General features: G+C 64.7%; 26 protein-coding genes and 1 pseudogene. 15 read left to right on the forward strand and 12 right to left on the reverse strand.

The annotated features are described in order from the left end of the window. Positions 1-25: 25 nt before the first annotated feature. Positions 26-1,348 (reverse strand): hemolysin family protein, encoded by a 1,323-nt coding sequence (locus tag XCC_RS07785; RefSeq protein ID WP_012438720.1) that lies wholly within the window; start codon positions 1,346-1,348, stop codon positions 26-28. 286 nt (positions 1,349-1,634) lie between these two features. Between XCC_RS07785 and XCC_RS07790 the strand changes: the two genes are divergently transcribed. Next, positions 1,635-3,038 carry a class II fumarate hydratase gene (locus XCC_RS07790; protein WP_011036680.1) on the forward strand — a complete coding sequence of 468 codons (1,404 nt, stop codon included), beginning with the start codon at positions 1,635-1,637 and terminating at the stop codon, positions 3,036-3,038. Positions 3,039-3,142: 104 nt separating this feature from the next. Here the strand turns inward: XCC_RS07790 and XCC_RS07795 are convergent, their stop codons facing one another. The 7 genes from XCC_RS07795 to XCC_RS07825 all read right to left on the reverse strand — a co-directional run bounded on the left by XCC_RS07795 (position 3,143) and on the right by XCC_RS07825 (position 7,527). Next, positions 3,143-3,565 (reverse strand): hypothetical protein, encoded by a 423-nt coding sequence (locus XCC_RS07795; RefSeq protein ID WP_016944498.1) that lies wholly within the window; start codon positions 3,563-3,565, stop codon positions 3,143-3,145. Positions 3,566-3,663: 98 nt separating this feature from the next. Continuing rightward, complete coding sequence (locus tag XCC_RS07800; RefSeq protein ID WP_011036682.1) at positions 3,664-4,197, reverse strand: DUF2884 family protein; 534 nt, start codon at positions 4,195-4,197, stop codon at positions 3,664-3,666. 27 nt (positions 4,198-4,224) lie between these two features. Further along, complete coding sequence (locus XCC_RS07805; RefSeq protein WP_011036683.1) at positions 4,225-5,049, reverse strand: GIN domain-containing protein; 825 nt, start codon at positions 5,047-5,049, stop codon at positions 4,225-4,227. A 9-nt stretch (positions 5,050-5,058) separates the two neighbouring features. After that, positions 5,059-6,045: an ABC transporter permease gene (locus tag XCC_RS07810; RefSeq protein WP_011036684.1), complete on the reverse strand. Its 987-nt coding sequence runs from the start codon at positions 6,043-6,045 to the stop codon at positions 5,059-5,061. Next, positions 6,042-6,917: an ABC transporter ATP-binding protein gene (locus XCC_RS07815; RefSeq protein WP_011036685.1), complete on the reverse strand. Its 876-nt coding sequence runs from the start codon at positions 6,915-6,917 to the stop codon at positions 6,042-6,044. Before XCC_RS07815 ends, XCC_RS07810 begins: the two co-directional genes overlap by 4 nt. Further along, a complete protein-coding gene (locus XCC_RS07820; protein WP_011036686.1) occupies positions 6,914-7,276 on the reverse strand; it encodes a GntR family transcriptional regulator in 363 nt (120 codons plus the stop codon). The genes XCC_RS07815 and XCC_RS07820 overlap by 4 nt, the downstream gene beginning before the upstream one ends. Before the next feature lie 2 nt (positions 7,277-7,278). After that, positions 7,279-7,527 (reverse strand): hypothetical protein, encoded by a 249-nt coding sequence (locus tag XCC_RS07825; RefSeq protein ID WP_012438718.1) that lies wholly within the window; start codon positions 7,525-7,527, stop codon positions 7,279-7,281. Positions 7,528-7,661: 134 nt separating this feature from the next. On the opposite strand from XCC_RS07825, the gene XCC_RS07830 reads away from it, so the two are divergent. The 5 genes from XCC_RS07830 to XCC_RS07850 all read left to right on the forward strand — a co-directional run bounded on the left by XCC_RS07830 (position 7,662) and on the right by XCC_RS07850 (position 11,569). Further along, positions 7,662-8,219: a glutathione peroxidase gene (locus tag XCC_RS07830; protein WP_011036687.1), complete on the forward strand. Its 558-nt coding sequence runs from the start codon at positions 7,662-7,664 to the stop codon at positions 8,217-8,219. Between the two features lie 151 nt (positions 8,220-8,370). Continuing rightward, entirely contained in the window at positions 8,371-9,273 is a 903-nt protein-coding gene (locus tag XCC_RS07835) for an FKBP-type peptidyl-prolyl cis-trans isomerase (protein ID WP_225041547.1), read from the forward strand. A 24-nt stretch (positions 9,274-9,297) separates the two neighbouring features. Then, positions 9,298-10,644: a UDP-glucose dehydrogenase family protein gene (locus XCC_RS07840; RefSeq protein WP_011036689.1), complete on the forward strand. Its 1,347-nt coding sequence runs from the start codon at positions 9,298-9,300 to the stop codon at positions 10,642-10,644. Beyond that, positions 10,637-10,873 (forward strand): SlyX family protein, encoded by a 237-nt coding sequence (locus tag XCC_RS07845; RefSeq protein WP_011036690.1) that lies wholly within the window; start codon positions 10,637-10,639, stop codon positions 10,871-10,873. The genes XCC_RS07840 and XCC_RS07845 overlap by 8 nt, the downstream gene beginning before the upstream one ends. Before the next feature lie 18 nt (positions 10,874-10,891). Further along, positions 10,892-11,569 carry a DUF2058 domain-containing protein gene (locus XCC_RS07850; protein ID WP_043877923.1) on the forward strand — a complete coding sequence of 226 codons (678 nt, stop codon included), beginning with the start codon at positions 10,892-10,894 and terminating at the stop codon, positions 11,567-11,569. A 155-nt stretch (positions 11,570-11,724) separates the two neighbouring features. Here XCC_RS07850 and XCC_RS07855 read toward each other — a convergent pair whose 3' ends face one another. After that, complete coding sequence (locus tag XCC_RS07855) at positions 11,725-11,904, reverse strand: hypothetical protein (RefSeq protein WP_162274426.1); 180 nt, start codon at positions 11,902-11,904, stop codon at positions 11,725-11,727. On the opposite strand from XCC_RS07855, the gene XCC_RS07860 reads away from it, so the two are divergent. The 5 genes from XCC_RS07860 (at position 11,823) to XCC_RS07880 (ending at position 17,522) form a co-directional block, all read left to right on the forward strand. Further along, positions 11,823-12,659, forward strand: coding sequence for a transporter (locus XCC_RS07860; protein ID WP_011036692.1), 837 nt, complete (start codon positions 11,823-11,825; stop codon positions 12,657-12,659). The two genes, XCC_RS07855 and XCC_RS07860, sit on opposite strands and share 82 nt — an antisense overlap. Positions 12,660-12,903: 244 nt before the next feature. After that, positions 12,904-14,013 (forward strand): LacI family DNA-binding transcriptional regulator, encoded by a 1,110-nt coding sequence (locus XCC_RS07865; protein WP_016944503.1) that lies wholly within the window; start codon positions 12,904-12,906, stop codon positions 14,011-14,013. 13 nt (positions 14,014-14,026) lie between these two features. Beyond that, complete coding sequence (fucP, locus tag XCC_RS07870) at positions 14,027-15,337, forward strand: L-fucose:H+ symporter permease (protein ID WP_011036694.1); 1,311 nt, start codon at positions 14,027-14,029, stop codon at positions 15,335-15,337. After that, on the forward strand, positions 15,334-16,320 hold the full coding sequence (locus XCC_RS07875) for a carbohydrate kinase family protein (RefSeq protein WP_019237781.1): 987 nt from the start codon (positions 15,334-15,336) through the stop codon (positions 16,318-16,320). Before fucP ends, XCC_RS07875 begins: the two co-directional genes overlap by 4 nt. Beyond that, positions 16,317-17,522, forward strand: coding sequence for an AGE family epimerase/isomerase (locus tag XCC_RS07880; protein ID WP_011036696.1), 1,206 nt, complete (start codon positions 16,317-16,319; stop codon positions 17,520-17,522). Before XCC_RS07875 ends, XCC_RS07880 begins: the two co-directional genes overlap by 4 nt. Before the next feature lie 415 nt (positions 17,523-17,937). On the opposite strand, the gene metH is transcribed toward XCC_RS07880, so the two are convergent. From metH to XCC_RS07895, 3 genes are all read right to left on the reverse strand, one after another. After that, on the reverse strand, positions 17,938-20,694 hold the full coding sequence (metH, locus tag XCC_RS07885; protein WP_011036697.1) for a methionine synthase: 2,757 nt from the start codon (positions 20,692-20,694) through the stop codon (positions 17,938-17,940). Positions 20,695-20,776: 82 nt separating this feature from the next. Further along, positions 20,777-21,916 carry a homocysteine S-methyltransferase family protein gene (locus XCC_RS07890; protein WP_011036698.1) on the reverse strand — a complete coding sequence of 380 codons (1,140 nt, stop codon included), beginning with the start codon at positions 21,914-21,916 and terminating at the stop codon, positions 20,777-20,779. Then, complete coding sequence (locus XCC_RS07895) at positions 21,913-22,908, reverse strand: ArsR/SmtB family transcription factor (RefSeq protein ID WP_040941503.1); 996 nt, start codon at positions 22,906-22,908, stop codon at positions 21,913-21,915. The genes XCC_RS07890 and XCC_RS07895 overlap by 4 nt, the downstream gene beginning before the upstream one ends. A 123-nt stretch (positions 22,909-23,031) precedes the next feature. Here XCC_RS07895 and XCC_RS07900 point away from each other — a divergent pair, with 123 nt between their 5' ends. The 4 genes and pseudogenes from XCC_RS07900 to XCC_RS07915 all read left to right on the forward strand — a co-directional run. After that, positions 23,032-24,180 (forward strand): acyl-CoA dehydrogenase family protein, encoded by a 1,149-nt coding sequence (locus tag XCC_RS07900; RefSeq protein ID WP_011036700.1) that lies wholly within the window; start codon positions 23,032-23,034, stop codon positions 24,178-24,180. Between the two features lie 28 nt (positions 24,181-24,208). Next, positions 24,209-24,319 carry an acyl-CoA dehydrogenase family protein gene (locus XCC_RS22545; RefSeq protein ID WP_043877804.1) on the forward strand — a complete coding sequence of 37 codons (111 nt, stop codon included), beginning with the start codon at positions 24,209-24,211 and terminating at the stop codon, positions 24,317-24,319. 28 nt (positions 24,320-24,347) lie between these two features. After that, complete coding sequence (locus XCC_RS07910; protein ID WP_019237783.1) at positions 24,348-24,458, forward strand: acyl-CoA dehydrogenase family protein; 111 nt, start codon at positions 24,348-24,350, stop codon at positions 24,456-24,458. A 52-nt stretch (positions 24,459-24,510) separates the two neighbouring features. After that, positions 24,511-24,597 (forward strand): annotated as a pseudogene (locus tag XCC_RS07915) (acyl-CoA dehydrogenase family protein); the annotation flags it as partial. Positions 24,598-24,678: the final 81 nt, after the last annotated feature.

Here is a 24,678-nt window from a genome sequence, read left to right on the forward strand (position 1 = left end):
CTGGGAAGCAGGCGGGGCGGCTATTCTACGCCGCCCCGGCGCCGGCTTCGCCGACCGGGCGCACCGTCACCGCCTGGATGCGGTGGCCGACCATCCGCCGGACCGTGAGCAGGTGCCCGTCCAGTTCCAGGGTCTCGCCTTCTTCCGGCAGCCGCTGCAGCTGGTGCACGATCAGGCCGCCAACCGAATTGACCTGGTCGGGCGCGCTGAGATCCCGGCCCAGCAGGCGTTCCAGGCGAAAGATCGAGGTGCTGCCGGCCACCAGCAGCGAGCCGTCCGGGCCGCGCACCGGTGCGTCGCGCACCACGTGGCGGTGCTCGTCCTCGATCTCGCCCACCACCACCTCCAGCAGGTCCTCCAGGGTGAAGAAGCCCAGGATGCGGCCGTGCTCGTCCACGCACAGCGCAAGATGGGTGGCGCCGCTGCGGAACTGCTCCAGCGCCCGCGGGATCGGGCTTTCCAGCGCCAGCACGGTGGCCGGGCGCAGCAGGGTGCGCAACGCATCCAGGGTCTGGCCGCGCGCCATCGCCACCAGGATGTCCTTGGTGTGCAGGATGCCGAGTACCTGCTCGCCATCGGCGTCGAACCAGGGATAACGGCTGTAACGCGAGGTGCTGAATTCCGCCAGCACCGTCTGCAGCGTCATGCCTTCCCGCAGGCTGCGCAGGTGTTCGCGCGGGCGCATCAGGTCGCCAGCCACCAGGTCGGGTAGCTCCAGCACATGGCTCATCAGTGCCATGCCGTGGTCGGGCGCAGCCGCGTTGGGGTCCTGGCGGCCCACGATCAGCTTGAGTTCTTCGCGCGAATAGCGGTGCGATTGATGCTCCACCTCGCCCCAGCCCAGCACGCGTAGCAGCCGGTTGGCGCTGTTGTTGAGCACCCAGATCGCCGGATACATGACCCAGTAGAACGCGTACAGCGGTGCGGCCGTCCACAGCGACATGCGTTCCGGGCGGCGAATGGCCATCGATTTGGGCGCCAGTTCGCCGAGCACGATGTGCAGAAACGAGATCAGGCTGAAGGCGATCGCCAGCGCGGTGAACTGCGCGGCTTCCGGCGATAGACCCAGCGTGTCGAACACCGGCTGCAGCAGGTGCGCGAAGGCCGGCTCGCCGACCCAGCCCAGGCCAAGCGAGGCCAGCGTAATCCCGAGCTGGCAGGCCGATAGATACGCGTCCAGGTGTGCATGCACGCCCAGCAGCAGGCGCCCGCGCCAGCCGTGGTGTTCGGCCAGGCCCACCGCCTGGGTATGCCGCAATTTAAACAGTGCAAATTCGGCGGCGACAAAAAACCCGTTCAACAGCACCAGCAACAGCGCGACCAGCAACAGCCCGACGTTAGCCCACATGGCGTGCTCCACGCCGTGCGTTGACTGGAACGCGCTGCGCAACGTGTGCGGGGCTGGGGCGGCGGTGTGGCGTGGCGTGGCACGCGATCAAAAGATTGGTCCTACAGTCAGGCGCGTGGCCCATGGCAGCGAAAGATCTCCAGCAAACACAGGCAGCAGTCTAGCCGCAGTGCTGCGATGACATCGCGGCAACGGCGTGGGCGCGTATCGTATGGCGTCGCCAGCCCGGGTGCGCCCCGCTGCCAGCCTTCCTTCACCACCAATCAACGATGTGCGGAGAGTGCAGATGAGCGAGAGTTTCAGGATCGAACACGACAGCATGGGCGAGTTGCAGGTGCCTGCCGATGCGTTGTGGGGTGCGCAGACCCAGCGCGCTGTGCAGAACTTCCCGATTTCCGGCCAGCCGATGCCGCGCGGTTTCATTCGCGCGCTGGGGTTGATCAAGGCCGCGGCCGCAGGCGTCAACGCCGATCTCGGGCTGCTGTCCAAATCGGTGGCCAAGGTGGTGCAGGAAGCCGCCTTGCAGGTGGCGCAGGGCGCGCACGATGCACATTTCCCGATCGATGTGTATCAGACCGGCTCTGGTACGTCGTCGAACATGAATGCCAACGAGGTGATTGCCACGCTGGCCACCCGCGCCGGCAAGGACGCGGTGCACCCCAATGACCACGTCAATCTCGGGCAGAGTTCCAACGACGTGGTGCCCACCGCCATTCGCGTCTCGGCATTGCTGGCGGTGCAGGAGCAGCTGCAGCCGGCGCTCAAGCACCTGCGCAAGACCATCGACAAGCGCGCCAAGGGTCTGGACAAGATCGTCAAGACCGGCCGCACGCATCTGATGGATGCGATGCCCCTGACCTTTGGTCAGGAGTTCGGCGCGTGGTCTGCGCAGCTCAGTTCAGCGCAGGAGCGCATCGACGACAGCCTGAAGCGGCTGCGCCGGTTGCCGCTGGGCGGCACTGCGATTGGCACCGGCATCAACGCCGATCCGCGCTTCGGCGGCAAGGTGGCCAAGGCCTTGTCCACGTTGAGCAGCGTCAAGTTCGAAAGTGCCGAGAACAAGTTCGAAGGCCTGGCGGCGCAGGATGATGCGGTGGAATTGTCGGGCCAGCTCAATGCGCTGGCGGTGGCCTTGATCAAGATCGCCAACGACCTGCGCTGGATGAATGCCGGGCCGCTGGCAGGGCTGGGCGAGATCGAATTGCCGGCGCTGCAGCCAGGCAGTTCGATCATGCCGGGCAAGGTGAATCCGGTGATTCCCGAAGCGACCGTGATGGTGTGCGCGCAGGTCATCGGGCACCACGCCGCGATCACGGTGGCCGGGCAGACCGGCAATTTTCAGTTGAACGTGGCGTTGCCGCTGATCGCCGCGAACCTGCTGGATTCGATCAACCTGCTCAGCAACGTCTCGCGCCTGCTCGCCGATACCGCCATTGCCGGATTGAAGGTGCGCCAGGAGCGCGTGCGCGAGGCCCTGGACCGCAACCCGATCCTGGTGACCGCGCTCAACCCGATCATCGGCTACGAAAAGGCTGCCGCGATCGCCAAGCGCGCCTACAAGGAGCAGCGCCCGGTGCTGGATGTGGCCAAGGAAGACAGCGGTCTGAGCGAGGCAGAGCTGCGCCGTTTGCTGGATCCGGCGGCGTTGACACGCGGCGGCATCCAGGCGGGTGGCGGTGGTGGCGGCTGACCTTGGTCAGCTGTTGTAGGAGCGCACTCGTGCGCAATGGGCTGTATCGATAACGGCCCATCGCGCGCAAGCGCGCTCCTACGGATTGCCGCGATTATGCAGACTCAATGCCGCTCGGCCTGCACGTTGCCGAAGCTTTCGCGATACGGCTGCAGCGGCGGGATGTCGTTGAGCAATTCGCCACTCAGGCGCTGGATGTCCGGCGTTGCGGTGAGCTTGATCGACTTGTACCCGGGGTCCGGGCCCGCATCGGCGATGGCCTGCTGACGCAACATCTGCAGGTGACCGAACAGCAGCTGCAACTTGAGCCGGGTCGGCTCGGCCTGCGGCAGGGCGATATCGTCGATCTTCAGCGTGCCGTCCGGGGTGATTTCCGCATTGGCTGCGGGTGGGCGGCGAATCATCACCGACTGGGTGGTCACCGCGACGCGTGGCTTGCCACGTTCGGCGCGGCGGGACGATTGGTCACCGCAGGCGGCTAGAGTGCACAGCAGCAGCGCCATGCAGAGGATCACGAGCTTGTTCATGGGGTCGGAGGGTCGTGGGAAGACCACTAGTGTAATCCCGCGTCCGTCAACGCCGCCCCGATCAATCGACCGGGGCGGCGCATGCCGGCGCAGTGGCGTTACTTGCGGCAGTCCTCGACGTCGTGCTGGGTGAGGCTGGCGTAGGGCGCAAAGGCCGGAATCAGGCTGGCGGCCGCATCCTGCGCCGTGCGCAGACCAACCAGGCGGTCGCAGATCTGCAGTGCGTGTTGCTTGAAGGTGTCGGCCTCGGCTTCGATCTTCCCGCCGATCTGGTCGGGGTTGCCGCTCAGCACGCCCTTGAGCGCTTCGCCCGCCGCGTGCGCACCGAACGCCGCGCCCTTGGTGCCGATCTCGATGCCTTGCTTGGCCACGGCCTGCAACTGCGCGTAATAGCCGCGCATGGCCTGCTGCTGCGCAGCGTTCAGCGCCACCGGCTTGCCAGCGATGCGCAAGCTGCCGTCTGCACCGATCCTGGCCGCCGGCAAGCCGCTACGGTTGAGCGTGACGCTGTTGTTGTCGAACGTCACACCGCTGCCGTTGACCTGTGCCGAGCCGCTGGTCGTGCTTTCCGAGTGCCCGCCACACCCCACCAGCAACGCCCCCATCAGTAATGCCGAAGCAAGCACTTTCATCTGCAGTCTCCCCATGTTGGACGTTGATCAATTGTCGGCCGGCACACGCGTGGTGCCGGAGATATCGCTGGCGTTGATATCGCCGCTGCCCTTGTGCGCCAACGTCAGATCCCCTTGCACCTTGCGCACATCCGCGGCCCCGGAGGCGATCGATTCGATGTTGACGCTGCCTTGTACATCGCGGACTTCGAGATCGCCCGAGCCAATGCTGCCGACCTGCACGTTGCCGGCGACGCCATGCAGCTTCACGTCGCCCGAGCCGATCTTGCCGACCTCGGCCGCGCCACGGATCTGGCGCGCCTTGATATCGCCAGAGCCCACGGCCAGCACCTGCAAGGCGCCCGCGTCCTCCAGTTCGATATCGCCCGAACCCACCTTGGCGGTCACGCGGCCCTTGGTGCGGCGAACGGTCATGTCGCCGGAGCCCACGTCGGCGCTGACGGCTGCGGCGCCGCTGATCTCGGCATCGCCAGAACCGATGTCGAACTGCACCAGCAGCGTATTCGGCACGCTGCCGCGCAGGTCCAGATAGGCGTAGCTCTCGCCAATGGAAATGCGCAGCGGGCGGTCGTCTTCCAGCGTGACTACCAGTTTGGTGCCCATCCGTTTCTGGGTGACGGTGAGGTTGCGCAGCAACTCGGGCCGGGCAGCGCAGGCACGCCCGCTCACGCGCCCGCTGCTGCCCGGAAGCGCCTCCAGGCGCAGGTCATTGGAGGCGATTTCGAACAACACCGTCTTGATCCCGGACAGCTGCAACTCCAAGCTGCGCGGGTCGGAAAACTTGCACTGCTCTTCGGCCAGGGCAACACCGGGCAGACCAAGCAGCAGGAGCAGACTCAGTTGCAGGCGCATGGCGCGACCTCAGGCTTCGGAGCGCCGGCGGCGCAGGTAGATGGAGGCAGCGATCAGGGCAACGCCGATGGCCGCACCGATCCAGATGTCCGGGTTGCCGTAGACGCGTGCGCTGTCGGTGTGTTGCAGCACCCACTGCACCAGGTCGCTGGGGTTCTGCATCGCACTGCTGTCCAGGGTGCCGCTGACCGCGCGCGGCGACCAGGTGCCGGGCAGGGCACTGAGCAGGCCGCGGTAGCCGACGATGTACCAGACCCAGCCGATCGGCAGCGACACACCGGGCATGGCCGAGAGAATGCTCAGCATCACGCAGGCCAGCAGCGGGAACAGCACCGCCCACAGGAACGGCTTGGACGTGGCCCAGGCCGAGCAGAACATCAGCCAGCCCACGGTCGGCAGCGACCACAACAGGCTCATCGGCACGGTCATCAACAGCCGTCCAACCAAAGCGAACGGATGCGAATGCGTGGCCATGGCCCATGGGCTGGGGACGCCGGCGATCAACGCACCACCGATGGCGATCAACCACAGGGCAAGGCCGACCACCAGACCGATCGCAATCGCGATCAGCGGCGCCAGCAACAACGCCCATGCGGCCTTGGACAGCACTGTCTGCGTGTCCGACACCGGCAACGACTTCCAGAACAGCACGCTGCGATCGCGGCGGTCGTCGTAGAGGCTGCCCAGCGCATAGAAGAACACCACGAAGGCCAGTACGACCGAGGCGATGCCGATGCCGCCCAGCAGCAGGCCGTCGCCCACCTGGCCCAGGGTGCGGGTGTATTCGGCCAGGTCGTCCATCCTCATGCTGTCGCCGGACATGTTGCCGCGCGCGCTGACTGCGCCGATCACTGCGCCCAGTAGCGCGAAGAACACCGCGATGCCGCCGGTGATCACCTGCGACCAGACGAAACCGCCACGGTGCTCCCAATACTCGCGTTTGAGCAGCCAGGTGAACGTGCGTGCGGGAGATGCTTGGTGGGTCATTGCATTCATGCGTAGGTCCCCTTCATGACAGCAACAAACAGATCGGCCAGGCCGGGATTGCGGGTTTCACCGAAGCGGGCGAGTTGCTCCTTGGGCGCACCGTCGAACAGCATCACGGTCTTGCCGAACGGCAGGCTGCGCTCGTCGATGGGGCCCAGTGCGCGCGCGCTGTCCAGGTGCTCGGCGTTGACCAGTACTTCGGTGTAGCGCTCGGCGACGTGTTCCATATCGGCCGTGAGCACGATGCGGCCATCGCGGATGAACATCACATCGGTGAGGATGTGCTCGATCTCTTCCACCTGGTGGGTGGTGACGATGATGGTTTTCTGCTCGTCGAAGTAGTCTTCCAGCAGGCGCTGGTAGAACTGCTTGCGGTACAGGATGTCCAGGCCCAGCGTGGGTTCGTCCAACACCAGGATGCGCGCATCGATGGCCATCACCAGGGCCAGGTGCAGCTGCACGATCATGCCCTTGGAGAGTTCGCGCACCCGCGATTTGCGATTGAGCTGGGTGTTGGCCAGAAAGCGCTCGCATTTGGCGCGGTCAAAGCGCGGGTGCACGCCGGCGACGAAGTCGATGGCCTCACCGACCCGCAGCCAGCGCGGCAGCACTGCCACATCGGCGATGAAGCAGACCTCGTTCATCAGCGCATTGCGCTGCGTGCGCGGGTCCATGCCCAGCACCTGCAGCTCGCCGTCGAAATCGGTCAGGCCCAGCACGGCCTTCAGCGCGGTGGTCTTGCCGGCGCCGTTGGGGCCGATCAGCCCGATGATGCGGCCGGCGGCGATGGTGAAGCTGGTGTTGTCCAGCGCAAGTCGGTGCTTGTAGGCCTTGCGCAGGCCACGAGCGTCGACCACGTGGTCGGTGGAGACGGCGGTCATGGTGTTTTCCCCTGTGGCAGCAGATCGTCGATGGTCAGTCCCAGGCGCTGGATGCGTTCCAGCACCGCAGGCCATTCTTCATTGAGGAAGCGCTCGCGTTCGCTTCCACGCAATTTCTGTGCGGCTTCCGGGGTCATGAACATGCCCAGGCCGCGGCGCTTCTCCACCAGGTTTTCGTCGGCCAGTTCCTGATAGGCGCGCGAAACGGTGATGGGGTTCAATTGATAGTCGGCCGCCACTTGCCGCACCGAGGGCAGGGCGTCGCCAGGCTTGAGGATTCCATCGAGCATCATGGCAATCACACGTTCCTTGAGTTGGCGATAGATGGGAGCGCCGTCGCTCCACTGGATGTCAGTCATGATCAGCTCCGTGGGCGCAGGACTTGCGCGAAGGAGAAATAGGGCATCGACAGCGAGGCGCGCAGGTGCCGGCTGGGCCGGGTGCGTGTCTCGGGGGGAGTTGTCGCGTTTTCCGTAACCGCCTCCGACGCGCCATAATCGGCGCCGGTATCCGTGACCTGACTGGAAGCGGCTCCCAGGCAACCAATGGCGAACAGGGTGCTGCCGAACAGCAGCAGCGGAACTGGTCGCGTAAAGCGTGTGCTGTTCATGCTTTCCCCTGCGTTGGATGACTGGTTTTGTATTCAACTATAACACCGACACGCAGGCAGTCAACTGCCTGTCATACCCAACTGATGGCACCCCGCCGCCGGCGCGTGTGTCCTCACCACCTAGGGCACCGCTCATGTCGCTCAATCGTCTGTTGGTCCTTGTATTTGCTGGACTTTTTTCCACTGCTGCGGTGGCAGCCGGTACCTCGGTGCTGGATCTGGACTATCGCCCGCTGGCCGGCAAGGCCCCAATCAACCTGAACCGTAGTTACGGCGGCAAGGTGGTGATGGTGGTCAACACCGCCAGCAAGTGCGGCTTCACCCCGCAGTACGAAGGCCTGGAAGCGCTCAATCAGCGCTTCGGCAGCCGCGGGTTCACGGTGCTCGGCTTCCCGTCCAACGATTTCCAGGGGCAGGAACCCGGATCTGAGAAACAGATCCAGGAATTCTGCACGCTGACCTATGGCGTCAAGTTCCCGATGTTTGAGAAGGTGCATGTGCTGGGCGCGCAGGCGACCCCGCTGTATCAGCGACTGACGCGCGAGACCGGCGTGGCGCCGGGTTGGAACTTCCACAAGTATTTGATCGGTCGCAATGGACATGTGGTGGCGCAGTTCCCGAGCAAGGTCAAGCCGGACGATCCGCAGGTGCTGGCGGCGATCGAGCGCGAGCTCAAGGCGCCAGCACGCTGAGCGCGGCGCGCGCAACGTCGCGTGCACATGCGACAATGCGCATTCAGCGCCGGCGTCGGCGTGATCTTTTCACTTTCGGGAAGTGCATCGAATGAAGATGGGAAAGCGCGGCGCGGCGGCGTCGCTACTGATGGTGGCAATGTTGGCAACGATGCCTGCGATGTCGCAACAACCGGCCGCAGCGGCCACCAAGGAGAAGCCGGCTTTGAATGCATCGTCTGAAAAGAGCAACGTGAGTTACGCCATCGGTATGGACGTGGCACGTTCGTTTGAGCCGATCGCGCAGGACATCGATGTGAGCGCCATGCAGCGCGCCATCGAGAACGCCTTCAAGGGCGGCAAGCCGCTGTTGTCCGACGAGCAGACCCAGGCCACCGACACCGCACTGCGCACCGCGCTGGCGGCACGCAATGGCCAGCAGATGCCGGGCATGGCACCGGGCAGCGCCCCGGCGGCGCCGTCCAAGGAAAATGTCGGCCTGATGCTGGGTGACCGCGCGGTTGGCCCGTCGCTGGCCGGCATCAAGGACGAGATCGATCTGTCGATCCTGATGGAAGCCGTCCGCACCGTATTCGCCAAGGGCACCACGCGGTTGACCCAGCAGGAAGCGGCCGCAACGATGCAGGCGTTCGCCACTGCCAAGCAGGGCGCAGCCGGCGCCAAGAATCGCGAAGAAGGCAATGCGTTCCTGGCCAAGAACAAGACCGAAAAGGGCGTGATCACCACGGCCTCGGGTCTGCAGTACATGGTGCTGCGCCAGGGCAGCGGCGAGCGCCCGATGCCTACCAACACGGTGCGCGTCAACTACGAAGGCAAGCTGCTCGACGGGAAGGTCTTCGATAGCTCTTACCAGCGCGGCCAGCCGGCCGAGTTTGGTCTGAATCAAGTGATTGCTGGATGGACCGAGGGTGTCGCCTTGATGCCGGTCGGTTCGAAATATCGTTTCTGGATTCCATCCAACTTGGCCTATGGCCCGAACGGCACGCAAGGGGGGCCGATCGGACCGGACGCAACGTTGACGTTCGATGTCGAACTGATGGGTATCCTTCCCTGATCCCCCACAGGAGTACCCCCACCCATGCGAGTTGCGATCTTTGGTACCGGCTATGTTGGTCTTGTCACCGGTACCTGTCTGGCGGAAGTAGGTCATCACGTTATCTGCGTGGATATCGACCAGGCGAAAGTTGATGGTCTCAATCGTGGGGTGATTCCCATCTATGAACCCGGCCTGGAGCCGATGGTGAAAGCCAACCACGCCTCTGGCCGGTTGCGCTTCACCACCGACGCGGCCGAGGCGATTGCGCACGGCGAAATCACCTTCATCGCCGTGGGCACGCCGCCGGACGAGGACGGCAGCGCCGACCTGCAGTACGTGCTGGCGGTTGCGCGCACCGTGGGCCGTCATATCGACGGGCCGTCGGTGATCGTCAATAAGTCCACGGTGCCGGTCGGTACCGCCGACAAGGTGCGCGCGGCCATCCAGGAAGAACTGGATGCACGCGGCGTGGACCATGAGTTCGACGTGGTTTCCAACCCTGAGTTCCTCAAGGAAGGCGACGCGGTGGCCGACTGCATGCGCCCGGACCGGATCGTGATCGGGGCCAAGAAGCCGGCAGCGATTGCACGCATGCGCCGTCTGTATGCCCCGTTCAACCGCAACCGCGATCGCATCGTGGAAATGGATGTGCGCTCGGCCGAGCTGACCAAGTACGCGGCCAACGCGATGCTGGCGACCAAGATCAGTTTCATGAACGAGATCGCCAACATTGCCGAACGCGTCGGTGCGGACGTCGAGCATGTGCGTAACGGCATTGGTTCGGATCCGCGCATTGGCTGGCACTTCATCTATCCCGGTGCCGGCTACGGCGGCTCGTGCTTCCCGAAGGATGTGCAGGCGCTCGCCAAGACCGCGCAGCAGTACGGCATGCAGCCGACCCTGCTCAACGCGGTGGAAAGCGTCAACAACGCGCAGAAGGGGCATCTGTTCGAACTGGTGCAGCGTCACTATGCCGATGGCAACGGCAGCATCGCCGGCAAGACCTTTGCGGTGTGGGGCCTGGCGTTCAAGCCCAATACCGATGACATGCGTGCAGCCTCCAGCCGTCGCCTGATGGCGCAGTTGTGGGAAGCCGGTGCCAAGGTGCGCGCGTACGACCCCGAAGCCACGCACGAAGCCAAGCGCATCTTCGGCGAGCGCGACGACCTGGCGTTCTGCGACGACGCCTTCGCCGCACTGGAAGGCGCCGACGCGCTGGTCGTGGTCACCGAGTGGAAGCAGTTCCGCAGCCCGGATTTCGGCAAGATCAAGCAGGCTCTGAAGGACGACGTCGTGTTCGACGGCCGCAACCTGTACGACCCGCAGGAGATCGAAGCCGCAGGTCTGGCGTACTACGCCATCGGACGAGGCCGTTCGCTGCATGCATGAGCAACTCTCGCCGCGCGACCAGGAACTGGAAGCGCGGTTGGTGGAACTGGAAACGCGCCTCTCTTTTCAGGAGCAGGCGCTGACCGAACTGAGTGAAGCGCTTGCGGACGCCCGTTTGACGGGCGCCCGCAATGCCGAATTGATCCGCCACCTGCTCGAGGATCTGGGCAAGGTGCGCTCCACGTTGTTTGCGGATGCGGCGGACGAACCGCCACCGCCGCACTATTGATTGCAGATTGCCACCGCCATGAGCGATACCCTACGTGACCAGTTGCTTGGGTTGGGCTTCAAGCCCGCCCCCAAGCCCGAACGCAAACCCGACGCACGGCCTGCCGCGCGTCCGCATGGCAAGGGTGGCAAGCCTGCGCCCGGCAAGCCGGGACAGGGCAGGGGACCGCAGCGGCCGCATGCCGCTGCGGCACCCGACGGCAAGCCCGCGCCCTCCGCCAGGCCGCATCCGAACGCAGACCGTCGTGGGCCCCGGCCTGCGCGTACCCGCGAGGACATCGATCTGGCCAAGGCCTACGCGATCCGCGCGCAACGCGAGAAGGACGAGCGCATCGAAGCCGAGCGCGTGAAGCAGGAAGAAGCACGCCTGCGGCGCGAAGCCAAGGCCAAGCTGGAAGAACTGCTCAAGGACAAGAGCCTCAATCACGCGGAAGCGGACATCGCCCGCCATTTTCCATATGGCGGCAAGATCAAGCGCATCTACGTCACCGCCGATCAGCTCAAGGCCCTCAATGCCGGCCAGTTGGGCGTGCTGCAACTCAACGGCCGCTATCTGCTGGTGACAGCGCAGGTGCTGGCCGAAGCCGAAGCCGTGTTTGCACCATCGGTAGCGTTGAAAGTGGATCCCAATGCACCGGCCGGTGACGACCCGTACGCCGACCCGAAGTATCAGGTGCCGGACGACCTGGTCTGGTGAGGCGGGGCGTGTTTTTCCGGCACATTGAAGGCAGCAAATCAGGCACCTGAGCGGTGCCTTTTTGTTTGCCCGTCGCTGTCTTTGTTGGCCCGCAGGCCTAACGAATGCCCGCCTTCCAGCGCTTCGGTTCTGTTGCGCCGCGATACACAGGCTAATCACGGCCAGCACCCCACCATCGCAGCGCTCGCGGATGGCGGCTTCGGGATGATGACGCGACTGATGCGCCGCCGCTTCTTCATTGGAAGGTCTTGCCATGTCCGCACTGTCGCTTTTTCGTCTTGCTTCTTCCCCTGCGGCTGAAGCAACGTATTGCGCGCAATCACGTCGCCGATCATTTGCACGCGGTCTCGGTACATCCGCCGCAGTGCTGCTCGCACTGACTCTGCTCAGCCAGCGCGCTTCCGCGCAGGCCGACGATGCGCCGGCGTTCGATCGCCCGGGGATCCCGTTCGCGGCCGAGACGCTGCGCCCCGGCGCGTTTGCCTGGGAGCAGGGGCTTCCCGATGCCAGCACTGACCGCAGCGGCGGGCAGCGCACCACGCTGTACACGGCCGATACCGTGCTGCGCCTGGGCCTGTTTGAGAACGTCGAGCTGCAGCTGGGCAGTGACAGCTACAACTGGCAGCACGGCGGTGGTGAACGTGTGCGGGGTGGTGGCGACAGCCACGTTGCGCTCAAGGTGGCGCTGCCGTCGCGCGTGGAGAGCTTTCATTGGGCCGTGCTCGGCAGCTACAGCGTGCCGACCGGCAGTGCGGCCTTCAGCGACGGCTATTCGCGCGAACTGGGTGTCACCGCCTCGTGGGACCTACCGCAGGAGCGCGCATTGGCGTTGTACGTCAACTATGCCCGCGATAGCGATGGCCACCAATGGACCTTCGCACCGAACTACACCTTCTTTTCCGGCGAGCACTTCAGCACCTATGTGGAAGCCGGCATCGACTCGGGGGGTGACCATGCACGGGTGGCGGGCGCGGGCGGTGCATGGCAGCTGCCGCACGCGATGCAGTTGGATGTCTCGGTGTTGCGGGGGCTGACCTCCGAGAGCCCGGACTGGCAGGGCGGGTTAGGGCTGTCGATCGCGTTCCAGTGAGGGTGAGCCGCGGATACGCTGGGGCCAGCACACAGGCGCTGCGCTTGGAGTCAGGGCGCTTGCTCTGGTCGTCGTGGGGCAAGGGACATTCGTCAGTACCATTGGACTGACCAACGCACGCTCCAGCCCGTTCCCACAGAAATGCTGCACTGCCGCATGCATTGAATGCAGGGAAAAGGCCTAATTGGATCGATCCAATCAGCGTCGAGTGCATGCCTCTTCCTTACCACTCCAGGTCTGCTGCGTGACCCGCACCACGCCGGCGCCTCCGTCGCCTGAGGACGACGCAGCGCGCAGCACCCGCCGTGGCGCGGTGACCTTGCGCGATATCGCCAACGCCATCGGTGTCTCGCGCGCGACGGTGTCGCTGGTGCTGCGTGGCAGCCCGCTGGTGCATGCGAGCACGCGCGCGCGGGTCGAGGCCGAGCTGGATCGCCAACATTATGTCTATAACCGTGCCGCCGCCAATCTGCGCCGCCGCACGTCATCCAGCATCGCGCTGGTGATCAATGATCTGTCCAATCCGTTCTTTGCCGAATTCGCTGCTGGCGTGGACGAGGCGCTGGGCGCAGCCGGGTACGTGACCTTGCTCGGTAGCACCGGTGAATCCACGCAGCGCCAGCAGGCGGTGCTGAGCTCGCTGATGGAGCACACGCCCGCCGGCATTATCCTGTCGCCGGCCGAAGGCAGTCAGGCGCAGGCACTGACCCAGGCATTGGGACGGCAGCGCAACGTGCTGCTGTTCAATCGCGAGGTCGCCGACGCCGAGTGGGATCTGCTGGCGCTGGACAACGAGCAGGGCGCGTTCGAGGCCTGCTCGCATCTCATCGCGCAGGGCCATCGGCATATCGTGTTTTTCGGTGGGCATGCCGCATCCAGTTCCTGCCGGCAACGGCGCGCCGGTTACGCGCGCGCAATGGCGGCCGCCGGTCTGGCAGTGCAGTGGGTGGAGTCGGCGCCCAACCGCCAGGATGCCGCAGTCTGTGCGACCCAGATGCTTGCGCACCCCGACCGCACTGCCAGTGCCGCGGTTTGCTACAACGACAGCGTTGCACTCGGATTGATGGCCGCGTTGGCCATGCGCGGCATTGTGCCCGGCCGCGACTTCGCAGTGACCGGCTTTGACGATATCGCCGAAGCCGGCTTGTTCACCCCCGCACTCACCACCTTGGCGGCCGACCCGCGCGCGCGTGGGCAGCAGGCCGCACAGCTGATGCTGCAGCGCATTGAAGACCCCGACCATGCGCCGCAGCGGCTTACCGCCGCGGTGGCATTGAAGATTCGCGCGAGCAGCGCATGTGCACCGTCCCCCGCAGTGTCCACCCATCCCCCCACCAAGGCCCCAGGCCGCTGACCAGGCAACTCCTATGGTTTCCCTTTCCACGCAATCCAATGTGCCAAGCGGCAACAAGGCGCCCGTCAACAACGGCGTCGCGTTGTCGGTGGCCACCACGATCTTTTTCATGTGGGGCTTTCTCACCTGCCTCAACGACATCCTGATCCCGCATTTGAAGGCGGTGTTCGAGCTCAACTTCGCGCAGGCGATGCTGGTGCAGTTCACCTTCTTCGGCGCGTATTTCCTGATGTCGCTGCCGGCCGGCTGGCTGGTGGCGCGGTTGGGTTACAAGCAGGGCATCGTGGCTGGCCTGGCGGTGGCGGCGGTTGGCGCGCTGGGCTTCTGGCCGGCGGCGGAATTGCGCGTGTATGGCGCCTTCCTCGGTGCGTTGTTCGTGCTGGCCACCGGCATCACCATCCTGCAAGTGGCGGCCAATCCATACGTGGCGCTGCTCGGTCCCGAGCGCAGCGCATCGAGCCGGCTGACCCTGGCACAGGCGCTCAATTCGCTTGGTACCGCGATCGCGCCGCTGTTCGGTGGCTGGCTGATCCTGTCCAACACCGTGATGACGGGCGACCAGCTCAAGGTGCTGCCGGACGCCGAGCAGTTGGCCTATCGCGTGCAGGAAGCGCAGGCAGTGCAGGGGCCCTATATCGGCCTGGCGGTGGTGTTGTTCCTGCTGGCGATCTTCGTGTTCCTGTTCCGCCTGCCGGCGCTCACCGATGCGAGTGCGCAGAAGGACGAAAGCGCGCATTCACTGCTGGATGCATTGCGCCACCCGCATGTGCGGTTCGGCGTGCTGGCGATCTTCTTCTATGTGGGGGCGGAAGTCGCGATCGGCAGCCTGATGGTCAACTACTTCTCGCTGCCGCAGATCGGCGGCTTCACCGAGCGTCAGGCAACCAACTACGTCTCCGCGTACTGGACGCTGGCGATGATCGGGCGCTTCATTGGCTCGGCGCTGCTGGCCAAGTTGTCGCCGCGCGTGTTGTTGTCGGTATTCGCAGGTATCAATGCGCTGCTGCTGGGCCTGACCATGGCCAGTGGCGGGATGCTGGCGGTGTATGCGCTGGTGGCGATCGGCCTGTTCAACTCGATCATGTTCCCGACCATTTTCACCTTGGGCATCGAGCGTCTTGGCCCGCTGACCGGGCGTGCGTCGAGCCTGCTGATCATGGCCATTGTGGGCGGCGCGATCGTGCCCTACCTGCAGGGCCTGCTGGCAGACCGCATCGGCTTGCATGAGTCGTTCGTGTTGCCGCTGCTGTGCTACCTGTACATCGTGTTTTACGGCATCTGGGGCTCGCGTCTGCGCGGCGCACTGGCGGAGGCGCGCGCATGAGTGCTGCCAAGAACCAGGTGGTGTGTTTCGGCGAAGCGCTGATCGACATGCTGGCGCTGCCGCCGGCCGGCCCGGACGAGGCCCGCACCTTCGCCCAATATGCGGGTGGCGCTCCGGCCAACGTGGCTGTTGCGGTGGCACGCCTGGGCGGCGCGGCGCATTTTGTAGGCATGCTCGGGCGCGACATGTTTGGCGATTTTCTGCTGGAGAGCCTGCAGCAGGCCGGTGTCGTGACCGATGGCATCGTGCGCACCGATGAGGCCAAGACGGCGCTGGCATTCGTCGCGCTGGATGCGGCCGGCGAACGCAGTTTCAGCTTCTATCGCCCGCCGGCGGCCGACCTGTTGTTCCGTGCCGAACATTTCGCCGCCGATGGCTTTGCGCAGGCGGCCGTGTTGCACGTGTGCTCCAACAGCATGACCGAGCCGGCCATCGCGCGGTGCACGCTCGACGGCATGCGCCGCGCGCGTGCCGATGGCGCCATCGTCAGCCTGGATCTCAATCTGCGCCCGATGCTGTGGCCGCAGGATGTCGACCCGGCACCGCTGTTGTGGGAAGCGCTCGCGCTTGCCGACGTGGTGAAACTGTCGCGCGAAGAGCTCGACTATCTCGCCGGCACGCTCGACAGCGATGCCAGCGCGGTGACGCAGAAGCTGTGGCAAGGCCACGCCCGTTGGTTGCTGGTCACCGATGGCGGCGGGCCGGTGCATTGGCAGACGCGTGTGGATTCCGGGCAGGTGCCCGCGTTCCATGTGCAGGTGCGCGACAGCACGGCGGCCGGCGATGCCTTCGTGGGCGGCCTGTTGTTCCAGCTGGCAGCGCGCGCGAGCACGCTTGAGCAGCTGTGTGCCGACCCGGCGGCCATTGCCGAGGTGATTCGCTTCGCCGCCGCGGTTGGTGCGCTGGCGGTGACACGCAAGGGCGCGTTTGCCGCGATGCCCAGCGTTGACGAGGTCCATTCTTTGATCCAGGAACAATCATGAGCCCATTGCCCGCGACCCCCCCACCGGATTTCCGTTCGGCCGATGTCCTGCGCCAGCACATCGCCGACACCATGGCCTTCTACCACCCGCGCGCGATCGACCCGGCCGGTGGCTTTTTCCAGTATTTCCGCGACGACGGCTCCATCTACGACGCCGGGCACCGGCATCTGGTGAGCAGCACGCGCTTTGTCTTCAACTATGCGATGGCCTACCGCGAATTCGGCAATGCCGACTATCTGGACGCGGTGCGGCATGGTCTGGCCTATTTGCGTAACGTGCACCGTAATGCCGCCACCGGCGGTTATGCGTGGACGCTGCGCGATGGCGTGGTGGAAGACGACATGAACCACTGCTACGGCGTGGCCTTCGTGTTGCTGGCGTATTCGTGCGGCTTGAAGGCCGGCGTGGACGAAGCGCGCGCGTGGATGGACGAGACCTGGCAGCTACTGGAGAAACATTTCTGGGAGCCGGGTTTTGGTTTGTACCGTGACGAGGCCGATGCGCAGTTCAACTTCACCACGTATCGCGGCCAGAACGCCAACATGCACATGTGCGAGGCAATGATCGCCGCCTACGAGGCCAGCGGTGAGCAGCGCTATCTCGACCGCGCGCTGCTGCTCGCCGACAACATGACCCGGCGCCAGGCCGCCAAGGCCGATGGCCTGGTGTGGGAGCACTACGATCTGCAGTGGAATATCGATTGGGACTACAACCGCGACAATCCCAAGCACCTGTTCCGTCCATGGGGATTCCAGCCCGGGCACCAGACCGAATGGGCCAAGTTGCTGATGTTGCTCGATCGCTATGCGCCGGCCGACTGGTTGCTGCCGACTGCGCAGCACCTGTTCGATGTGGCGGTGGAGCGGTCGTGGGACGCGCAGCGTGGCGGGCTGTATTACGGTTTCGACCCCGACGGCAAGGTCTGCGACGACGACAAGTATTTCTGGGTGCAGGCCGAGTCGCTGGCTGCCGCTGCGTTGCTGGCGCAGCGCAGCGGTGAGGCGCGCTACTGGCAATGGTACGACAAGCTCTGGGATTATTCCTGGACGCACATGATCGATCACCGCTACGGCGCGTGGTACCGCATCCTGGATGCGGACAACCGCAAGTACAGTGACGAGAAGAGCCCGGCCGGCAAGACCGATTACCACACCATGGGTGCGTGCTACGAAGTGTTGAACGTGTTGCGGCCGGCTGCGTGATGCGACACGGTCGGCGGGGTGTGCCCACCTTTCAATGACTTCAAGGCGCCGAGATATCGACTCGTAGCGGCATTTAGACGCAGTCAGACGTTGAGGTCAGAAGCCTAGTCGGTCGAGGGCGCGATTCCCTCACCGCTCATGGGACACGCCGGGAACCCATCCCTGGGGGCTCGGTGGCGGCATCCATGCCGCCACACGGTCCCGCAAGCGGTGAGGACACCACGCCAGAGAGTTTTCTGGTTGCTTTGTTGAAAACCATGCACACCGCCCATCTCGATTGGTCCTTGTTTGCCCACTGTCGCGGGACCTTACGCGGCATGGATGCCGCGTAAGCGCTTACAAGGACGTACTTGCAGCGTATCGCGTGATGGGGGGCGGGCAAGGGCCCTGCAGCCAGGCGGCAGATCAGCTGCCCTCACTCCGGGTCGTAGTCCAGATTCGATGCCAACCAGCGTTCGGCCAGCGCCAGCGTGATGCCCTTGCGCTTGGCGTAGTCGGCAACCTGTTCCTTGCCCAGGCGCCCCACTACGAAATACTGGCTCTTGGGGTGGCTGAAGTAGTAGCCCGACACGGCCGCGGTGGGCAGCATGGCGAAGCTTTCCGTCAGCGACATCGCCGCGTTGCGCTCGGCATGCAACAGATTGAACAAGGTGCGTTTTTCGCTGTGCTCCGGGCAGGCCGGATAACCGGGCGCCGGGCGGATACCTTGATAGCGCTCTGCAATCAACGCCTCGTTGTCCAGCGTTTCATCGGCGATATAGCCCCAGAATTCGGTGCGCACGCGCTGATGCAGGCGTTCGGCCAAGGCCTCGGCCAGGCGGTCGGCCAACGCCTTGAGCAGAATGGAGTTGTAGTCGTCGTGGGCCGCTTCAAAACGCGCCACATGCGGGTCGATGCCGATCCCGGCGGTGACCGCGAACGCACCAATCCAGTCCTGCTTGCCGCTGCTCCTGGGCGCGATGAAGTCGGCCAGACAGAAATCCGGGCGGTCGACGGGTTTATCGACTTGCTGGCGCAAAAAGTGCAGGGAATGGGGAATGGAGAATCGGGAATGGTCGAGCGCTTCCGCGGCGCTGTGCGATTCGCCATGCGGGATTGCCGAGTCCGCCGGCTCAGTGAGGACAACAACATCATCGCCCACACTGTTCGCCGGCCACAGGCCGAAGACGGCTTTGGCCGTCAGCCATTTCTCTTCGACGATGCGTTTGAGCATGCGCCGGGCATCGCGATACAGCTCGCTGGCCTGGGGGCCGACGATCTCGTCGCTGAGGATGGCCGGGAACTTGCCGGCCAGTTCCCAGGCCTGGAAGAACGGGGTCCAGTCGATCAGCTCGATCAGCTCGTCCAGCGGGTAGTCGTCGAACACCTGCAGGCCGGGCTGGCGCGGCGCGGGAGGCGTGTAGCTGTCCCAGCCGCCATCGAACTTTTGCGCGCGTGCCTTTTCCAGCGACACCAGTCGCTTGGCATCGCCACGGTTGCGATGACGCGCGCGGATCTCGGCGTAATCGGCCTCGTTGGCGGCGACGAAGGCCTGGCGCAGATCGCGCGAGATCAACGATTGCGCCACCCCCACCGCACGCGAGGCATCCTTCACCCACACGGTCGGCGCGGTGTAATGCGGGTCGATCTTCAGCGCCGTGTGCGCACGCGAGGTGGTAGCGCCACCGATCAGGAGCGGAATCTCGAAGCCCTGCCGTTGCATCTCGCGCGCCACGTGCGACATCTCTTCCAGCGAGGGCGTGATCAGGCCCGATAGCCCGATCAGGTCTGCGTTTTCTTCGCGCGCACGATCCAGGATGACCTGCGCGCTCACCATCACGCCCAGGTCGACCACATCGAAGTTGTTGCACGCCAGCACCACGCCGACGATGTTCTTGCCGATGTCATGCACGTCGCCCTTGACCGTGGCCATGATGATCTTGCCGTTGGACTTGCCGACATCGCCGGTGCGCAGTTTTTCCGCCTCGATGAAGGGCAGCAGATAGGCCACGGCCTTTTTCATCACGCGTGCGGATTTGACCACCTGTGGCAGGAACATCTTGCCGGCGCCGAACAGATCGCCGACCACATTCATGCCGTCCATCAGCGGCCCTTCGATCACGTCCAGCGGGCGCGTGGAGAGTTGCCGGGCTTCTTCGGTGTCGGTTTCCACAAACGCATCGATGCCGTGCACCAGCGCATGCGCCAGGCGTGCACGCACGGGTTTTTCGCGCCAGGCCAGGTCCTCGGTCCTGGCGGCGCCCTTGGTGCCCTTGTAGCGCTCGGCGATTTCCAGCAGTCGCTCGGTGCCGTCCTTGCGGCGGTTGAGGATCACATCCTCCACGCGCTCGCGCAGCTCCGGGTCGAGCTCGTCGTAGATTGGCATGCCGCCAGCGTTGACGATGCCCATGTCCATGCCGGCCTTGATTGCATGGAATAGGAACACCGAGTGGATCGCCTGACGCACGCTTTCATTGCCGCGGAACGAGAACGACACATTGGAGACGCCGCCGGAGATATGGCAATGCGGCAGGGTGCGTTTGATCTCGCGCGTCGCCTCGATGAAGTCCACCGCGTAGTTGTCGTGCTCCTCGATGCCGGTAGCCACCGCAAAGATGTTCGGGTCGAAGATGATGTCTTCCGGCGGGAAGCCCACTTTTTCAGTCAGCACCTTGTAGGCGCGTGTGCAGATCTCCACCTTGCGCGCGCAGGTGTCGGCCTGGCCCACTTCATCGAACGCCATTACCACCGCGGCGGCACCGTAGCGCAGCACCTTGCGCGCCTGTTCGATGAACACCGCTTCGCCTTCCTTGAGCGAGATCGAGTTGACGATGCTCTTGCCCTGCAGGCACTTCAGGCCCGCTTCAATCACGGTCCATTTGGACGAATCCACCATCACCGGGATGCGCGCGATATCCGGCTCGGACATGATCAGGTTGAGAAAGCGCGTCATTGCCTTCTCGGAATCGATCAGGCCCTCGTCCATGTTGACGTCGAGAATCTGCGCGCCGTTGGCGACCTGTTGGCGCGCGACCTCCACCGCTTCCTCGTAGCGCTCTTCCTTGATCAGCTTGCGGAACTGCGCGCTGCCGGTGACGTTGGTGCGCTCGCCCACGTTGACGAACAACAGGTCTGGAGTGATGACCAGCGGTTCCAGGCCGGACAGACGGGTGTAGCGGGGCTGTGCGTTCATGCGGGCATCTGCAAGGTGACGGGTCGGCTAGAGCACGCGTGCGTGTCAGGCCGGCAACGAAGACGGCGCGCGCAGGCCTGCGTCATGCGGCTTGCTCCAGCGCGTTGGGTAGCTGGCGCGGCGGCAGGTCGGCCACGGCCTCGGCAATCGCGCGGATATGGTCCGGCGTGGTGCCGCAGCAACCGCCTACCAGGTTGAGTAGGCCGGATTTGGCGAACTCGCGCAGCGTTTCGGCCATTTCTGCCGGCGTCTCGTCGTATTCGCCGAACGCATTGGGCAGCCCGGCATTGGGATGCGCGCTGACGTAGGCATCGGCGATCTGCGAGAGCGTCTCCACGTGCGGGCGCAACTCCTTGGCGCCCAGCGCGCAGTTCAGGCCCACCGACAACGGCTTGCCGTGTGCGACCGAGGCGTAGAACGCTTCGGCGGTCTGCCCGGACAGCGTGCGCCCGGAGGCATCGGTGATGGTGCCGGAGATCATCACCGGCAGGCGGCCGCCACGCGCTTCGAACACTTCTTCAATCGCATACAACGCAGCCTTGGCGTTGAGGGTGTCGAAGATGGTTTCCACCATCAAGGTATCGGCGCCGCCATCGATCAGGCCGTCGATGGCTTCGCGATAGGTTTCGCGCAGCGCATCGAAGCTGGTATTGCGGTAACCGGGGTCGTTGACGTCCGGGCTGATCGATGCGGTGCGGCTGGTGGGGCCGAGCACGCCGATCACAAAGCGCGGCTTCTGCGGTGTCAGCTCTTCGACGGCATCGCAACAGGCGCGTGCGACCTGGGCACCGGCCTTGTTCAACTCGTACACCAGATGTTCGAGGTGATAGTCGGCCTGACTGACCGAGGTGGCGTTGAAGGTATTGGTTTCCAGCAGATCTGCACCGGCATCCAGGTAGGCGCGATGAATGCCGGCGATGATCTCCGGGCTGGACAGCAGCAGCAGATCGTTGTTGCCCTTCAGGTCATGCCCTTGCGGCGCGTGATCGCAGCCGGCGCCGTGCACGTGCCCTTGCGCGCTGTCGTACCCCTCGGCAAACCGCGTGCCGCGGTAATCGGATTCCTGCAGATCGTGACGCTGGATCATGGTGCCCATCGCACCGTCGATGATGAGGATGCGCTCGCGCAGCGCCGCGGTGAGCTTGGCGGCGCGCTCCGGGTGCAGCCATGGCAGCGAAAACGGGATGGAGGATTCGGCACTGGGGATTGGTAGGTGTGTCATGCGTTGGCTCTCCGCGACGCGTTGCTCTTGCCTTCAACCAATCCCGACTCCCGATTCCCGATTCCCGGCTTCATCGCAATCAACGAGATCACTTCGAAATGCGGTGGACGCTTTTCGCGCGTCACTGACTCCAGGTTGGACACGTCCAGGCCGGCTTTCTCTACGAACTTGCGCAATTCCTTCGCTGCAAAGCCCAGGTTGACGTGGCCGTAGGCCTGCACCGCTGCGCGGTGCTCGTGCTTGGCCAGGCTGCACAGCAACAGCCGGCCGCCGGGGCGCAGTACGCGCGCCGACTCGGCCACCGCCTGCGCGGGCTTGGCTGCATAAGTGAGTGCGTGCATCAGCACCACCAGGTCGAAGCTGGCATCGGGGAAGGGCAGTGCATGCATGTCGCCTTCGCGCACTTCCACATTGCGCAGCTTGCGCAGGCGCTCGCTGGCCGCAGCGACCACGCGTGCGCTGGTGTCGATGCAGATGTAGCGGGTGGCGTGCGGCGCCACCAGCTCGGCGAGTACGCCATCGCCGGAGGCGATATCGAGCACGTCGCCGGTTTCCAGCAGCGGCAGCGCGGTGCGTGCCAGCGCTTCCCAGGTGCGCCCCGGGGAGTAATGCCGCTCCATGTCGCCGGCCACCGAATCGGCCCAGTTCTGGTCGGCGGCGCGGTTGGCGAGCACGGCAGCCACGCGCTCGGCGTCCTGGCGCAGCAGCGGGTCGTCGCTGCCGGTGCTCAGCGCCAGCCACAGCGCACGCTGGGCCGGGTCCAGTGACACTTCGTCAAACCGGTAGTAGGCCGACACGCCGGCGCGGCGGTCGCGCACCAAGCCAGCTTCCTTGAGCTTGGCCAGATGGGTGGAGACCCGCGGCTGCGCCAGGCGGGTGATGGCCGACAGCTCGGCCACGGTGAGTTCTTCCTGTTCCAGCAAGGCCAGCAGGCGTACCCGGGTGGCGTCGGCAAACACTTTCAGGCGGGCCGACCAGTCTTCCAGATCCATGAATATCTCTATATCGCGATATGGAGATATTTTCGACCGGGCGGGGTGTGGGGTCAACTACATACGCATGCGAATGGTTGTGGCTACAATGGCCGCTCAGCCAATACCCGGGAGGGGTCGAACGTGGATTTCAGCTTTACCGAAGAACAACTGATGATCCAGGACGTGGCCCGCCGGATCGCGCAGGAAAAGATCGCCCCCAGCGCCGAGCAGTTCGACCGCAGCGGCGAGTTTCCGCTGGAGAACATCCAGTTGCTGGGCGAGAACGGCCTGATGGGCATCGAGGTGCCGGCCGAGTACGGCGGCGCCGGCATGGACCCGATCAGCTATGCGCTGGCGATGATCGAGATTGCCGCCGCCGATGGCGCGCACTCCACCATCATGTCGGTCAACAATTCGCTGTTCTGCACCGGCATCCTGAAGAACGGCACCGAGGCGCAGAAGCAGCTGTACGTGCGCGCAATCGCCGAAGGCACGCACATCGGCGCATTTGCGCTGACCGAACCGCAGTCCGGCTCGGATGCCTCGGCCATGCGTTGCCGTGCGATCAAGCAGGGCGATGGCAGCTTCGTCATCAATGGCAAGAAGAGCTGGATCACCTCCGGCCCGGTGGCCAAGTACATCGTGTTGTTCGCGGTGACCGAGCCGGACAAGGGCTCGCGCGGCATTACTGCTTTCATGGTTGATACGGCGCGCGCCGGCTTCCATCGCGGCAAGACCGAGCCCAAGCTCGGCATCCGCGCCTCGGCCACCTGCGAGATTGAGTTCGCCGATTACGTAGCGCAGCCGGACGAGGTGCTGGGCGCGGAAGGCGAGGGCTTCAAGACTGCGATGAGCGTGCTCGATGCAGGCCGGATCGGCATTGCCTCGCAGGCAGTGGGCATTGCGCGCGCGGCCTATGAGGCCACGCTGGCCTATGTGAAGGAGCGCAAGGCGTTTGGCGCGGCGATCGGCACCTTCCAGATGACCCAGGCCAAGATCGCCGACATGAAGTGCAAGCTCGACGCAGCCTTGCTGCTCACCTTGCGCGCGGCCTGGCTCAAGGGGCAGGGCCAGAAGTTCGGCACCGAAGCAGCGGTGGCCAAGCTCATCGCCTCGGAAGCGGCGATGTGGATCACCCATCAGGCCGTGCAAATCCACGGCGGCATGGGCTATTCCAAGGAAATGCCGCTGGAGCGCTACTTCCGCGATGCCAAGATCACCGAGATCTACGAAGGCACCTCGGAGATTCAACGCCTGGTGATCGCGCGGGGCGAAACCGGCCTGCGCTGAGGTCGGCCGCGCTCCAGCGCTGCCGCGTGTGCGGCAACGCTGGAACGCTCTCCGTGATGCCAATATCACCGAGATCTACGAAGGCACCTCGGAGATTCAACACCTGGTGATCGCGCGCGGCGAAACCGGGCTGCGCTGAGGTCGGCCGCGCTCCAGCGCTGCCGCGTGTGCGGCAACGCTGGAACGCTCTCCGTGATGCCAAGATCACCGAGATCTACGAAGGCACCTCGGAGATTCAACACCTGGTGATCGCGCGCGGCGAAACCGGGGTGTGCTGAGGTCGGCCGCGCTCCAGCGCTGCCGCGGGTGCGGCAACGCTGGAACGCTCTCCGCGATGCCAAGATCACCGAGATCTACGAAGGCACCTCGGAGATTCAACGCTTGGTGATCGCGCGCGGCGAAACCGGCCTGCGCTGAGGTCGGCCGCGTTTCGTCACGCGCCACCGGTCGAGGCCTATCCACATCAGGCGCGTAATAGTTTTGCTGGAATCGTGGTGT

The organism is Xanthomonas campestris pv. campestris str. ATCC 33913, assembly GCF_000007145.1.
GTDB lineage: Bacteria > Pseudomonadota > Gammaproteobacteria > Xanthomonadales > Xanthomonadaceae > Xanthomonas > Xanthomonas campestris.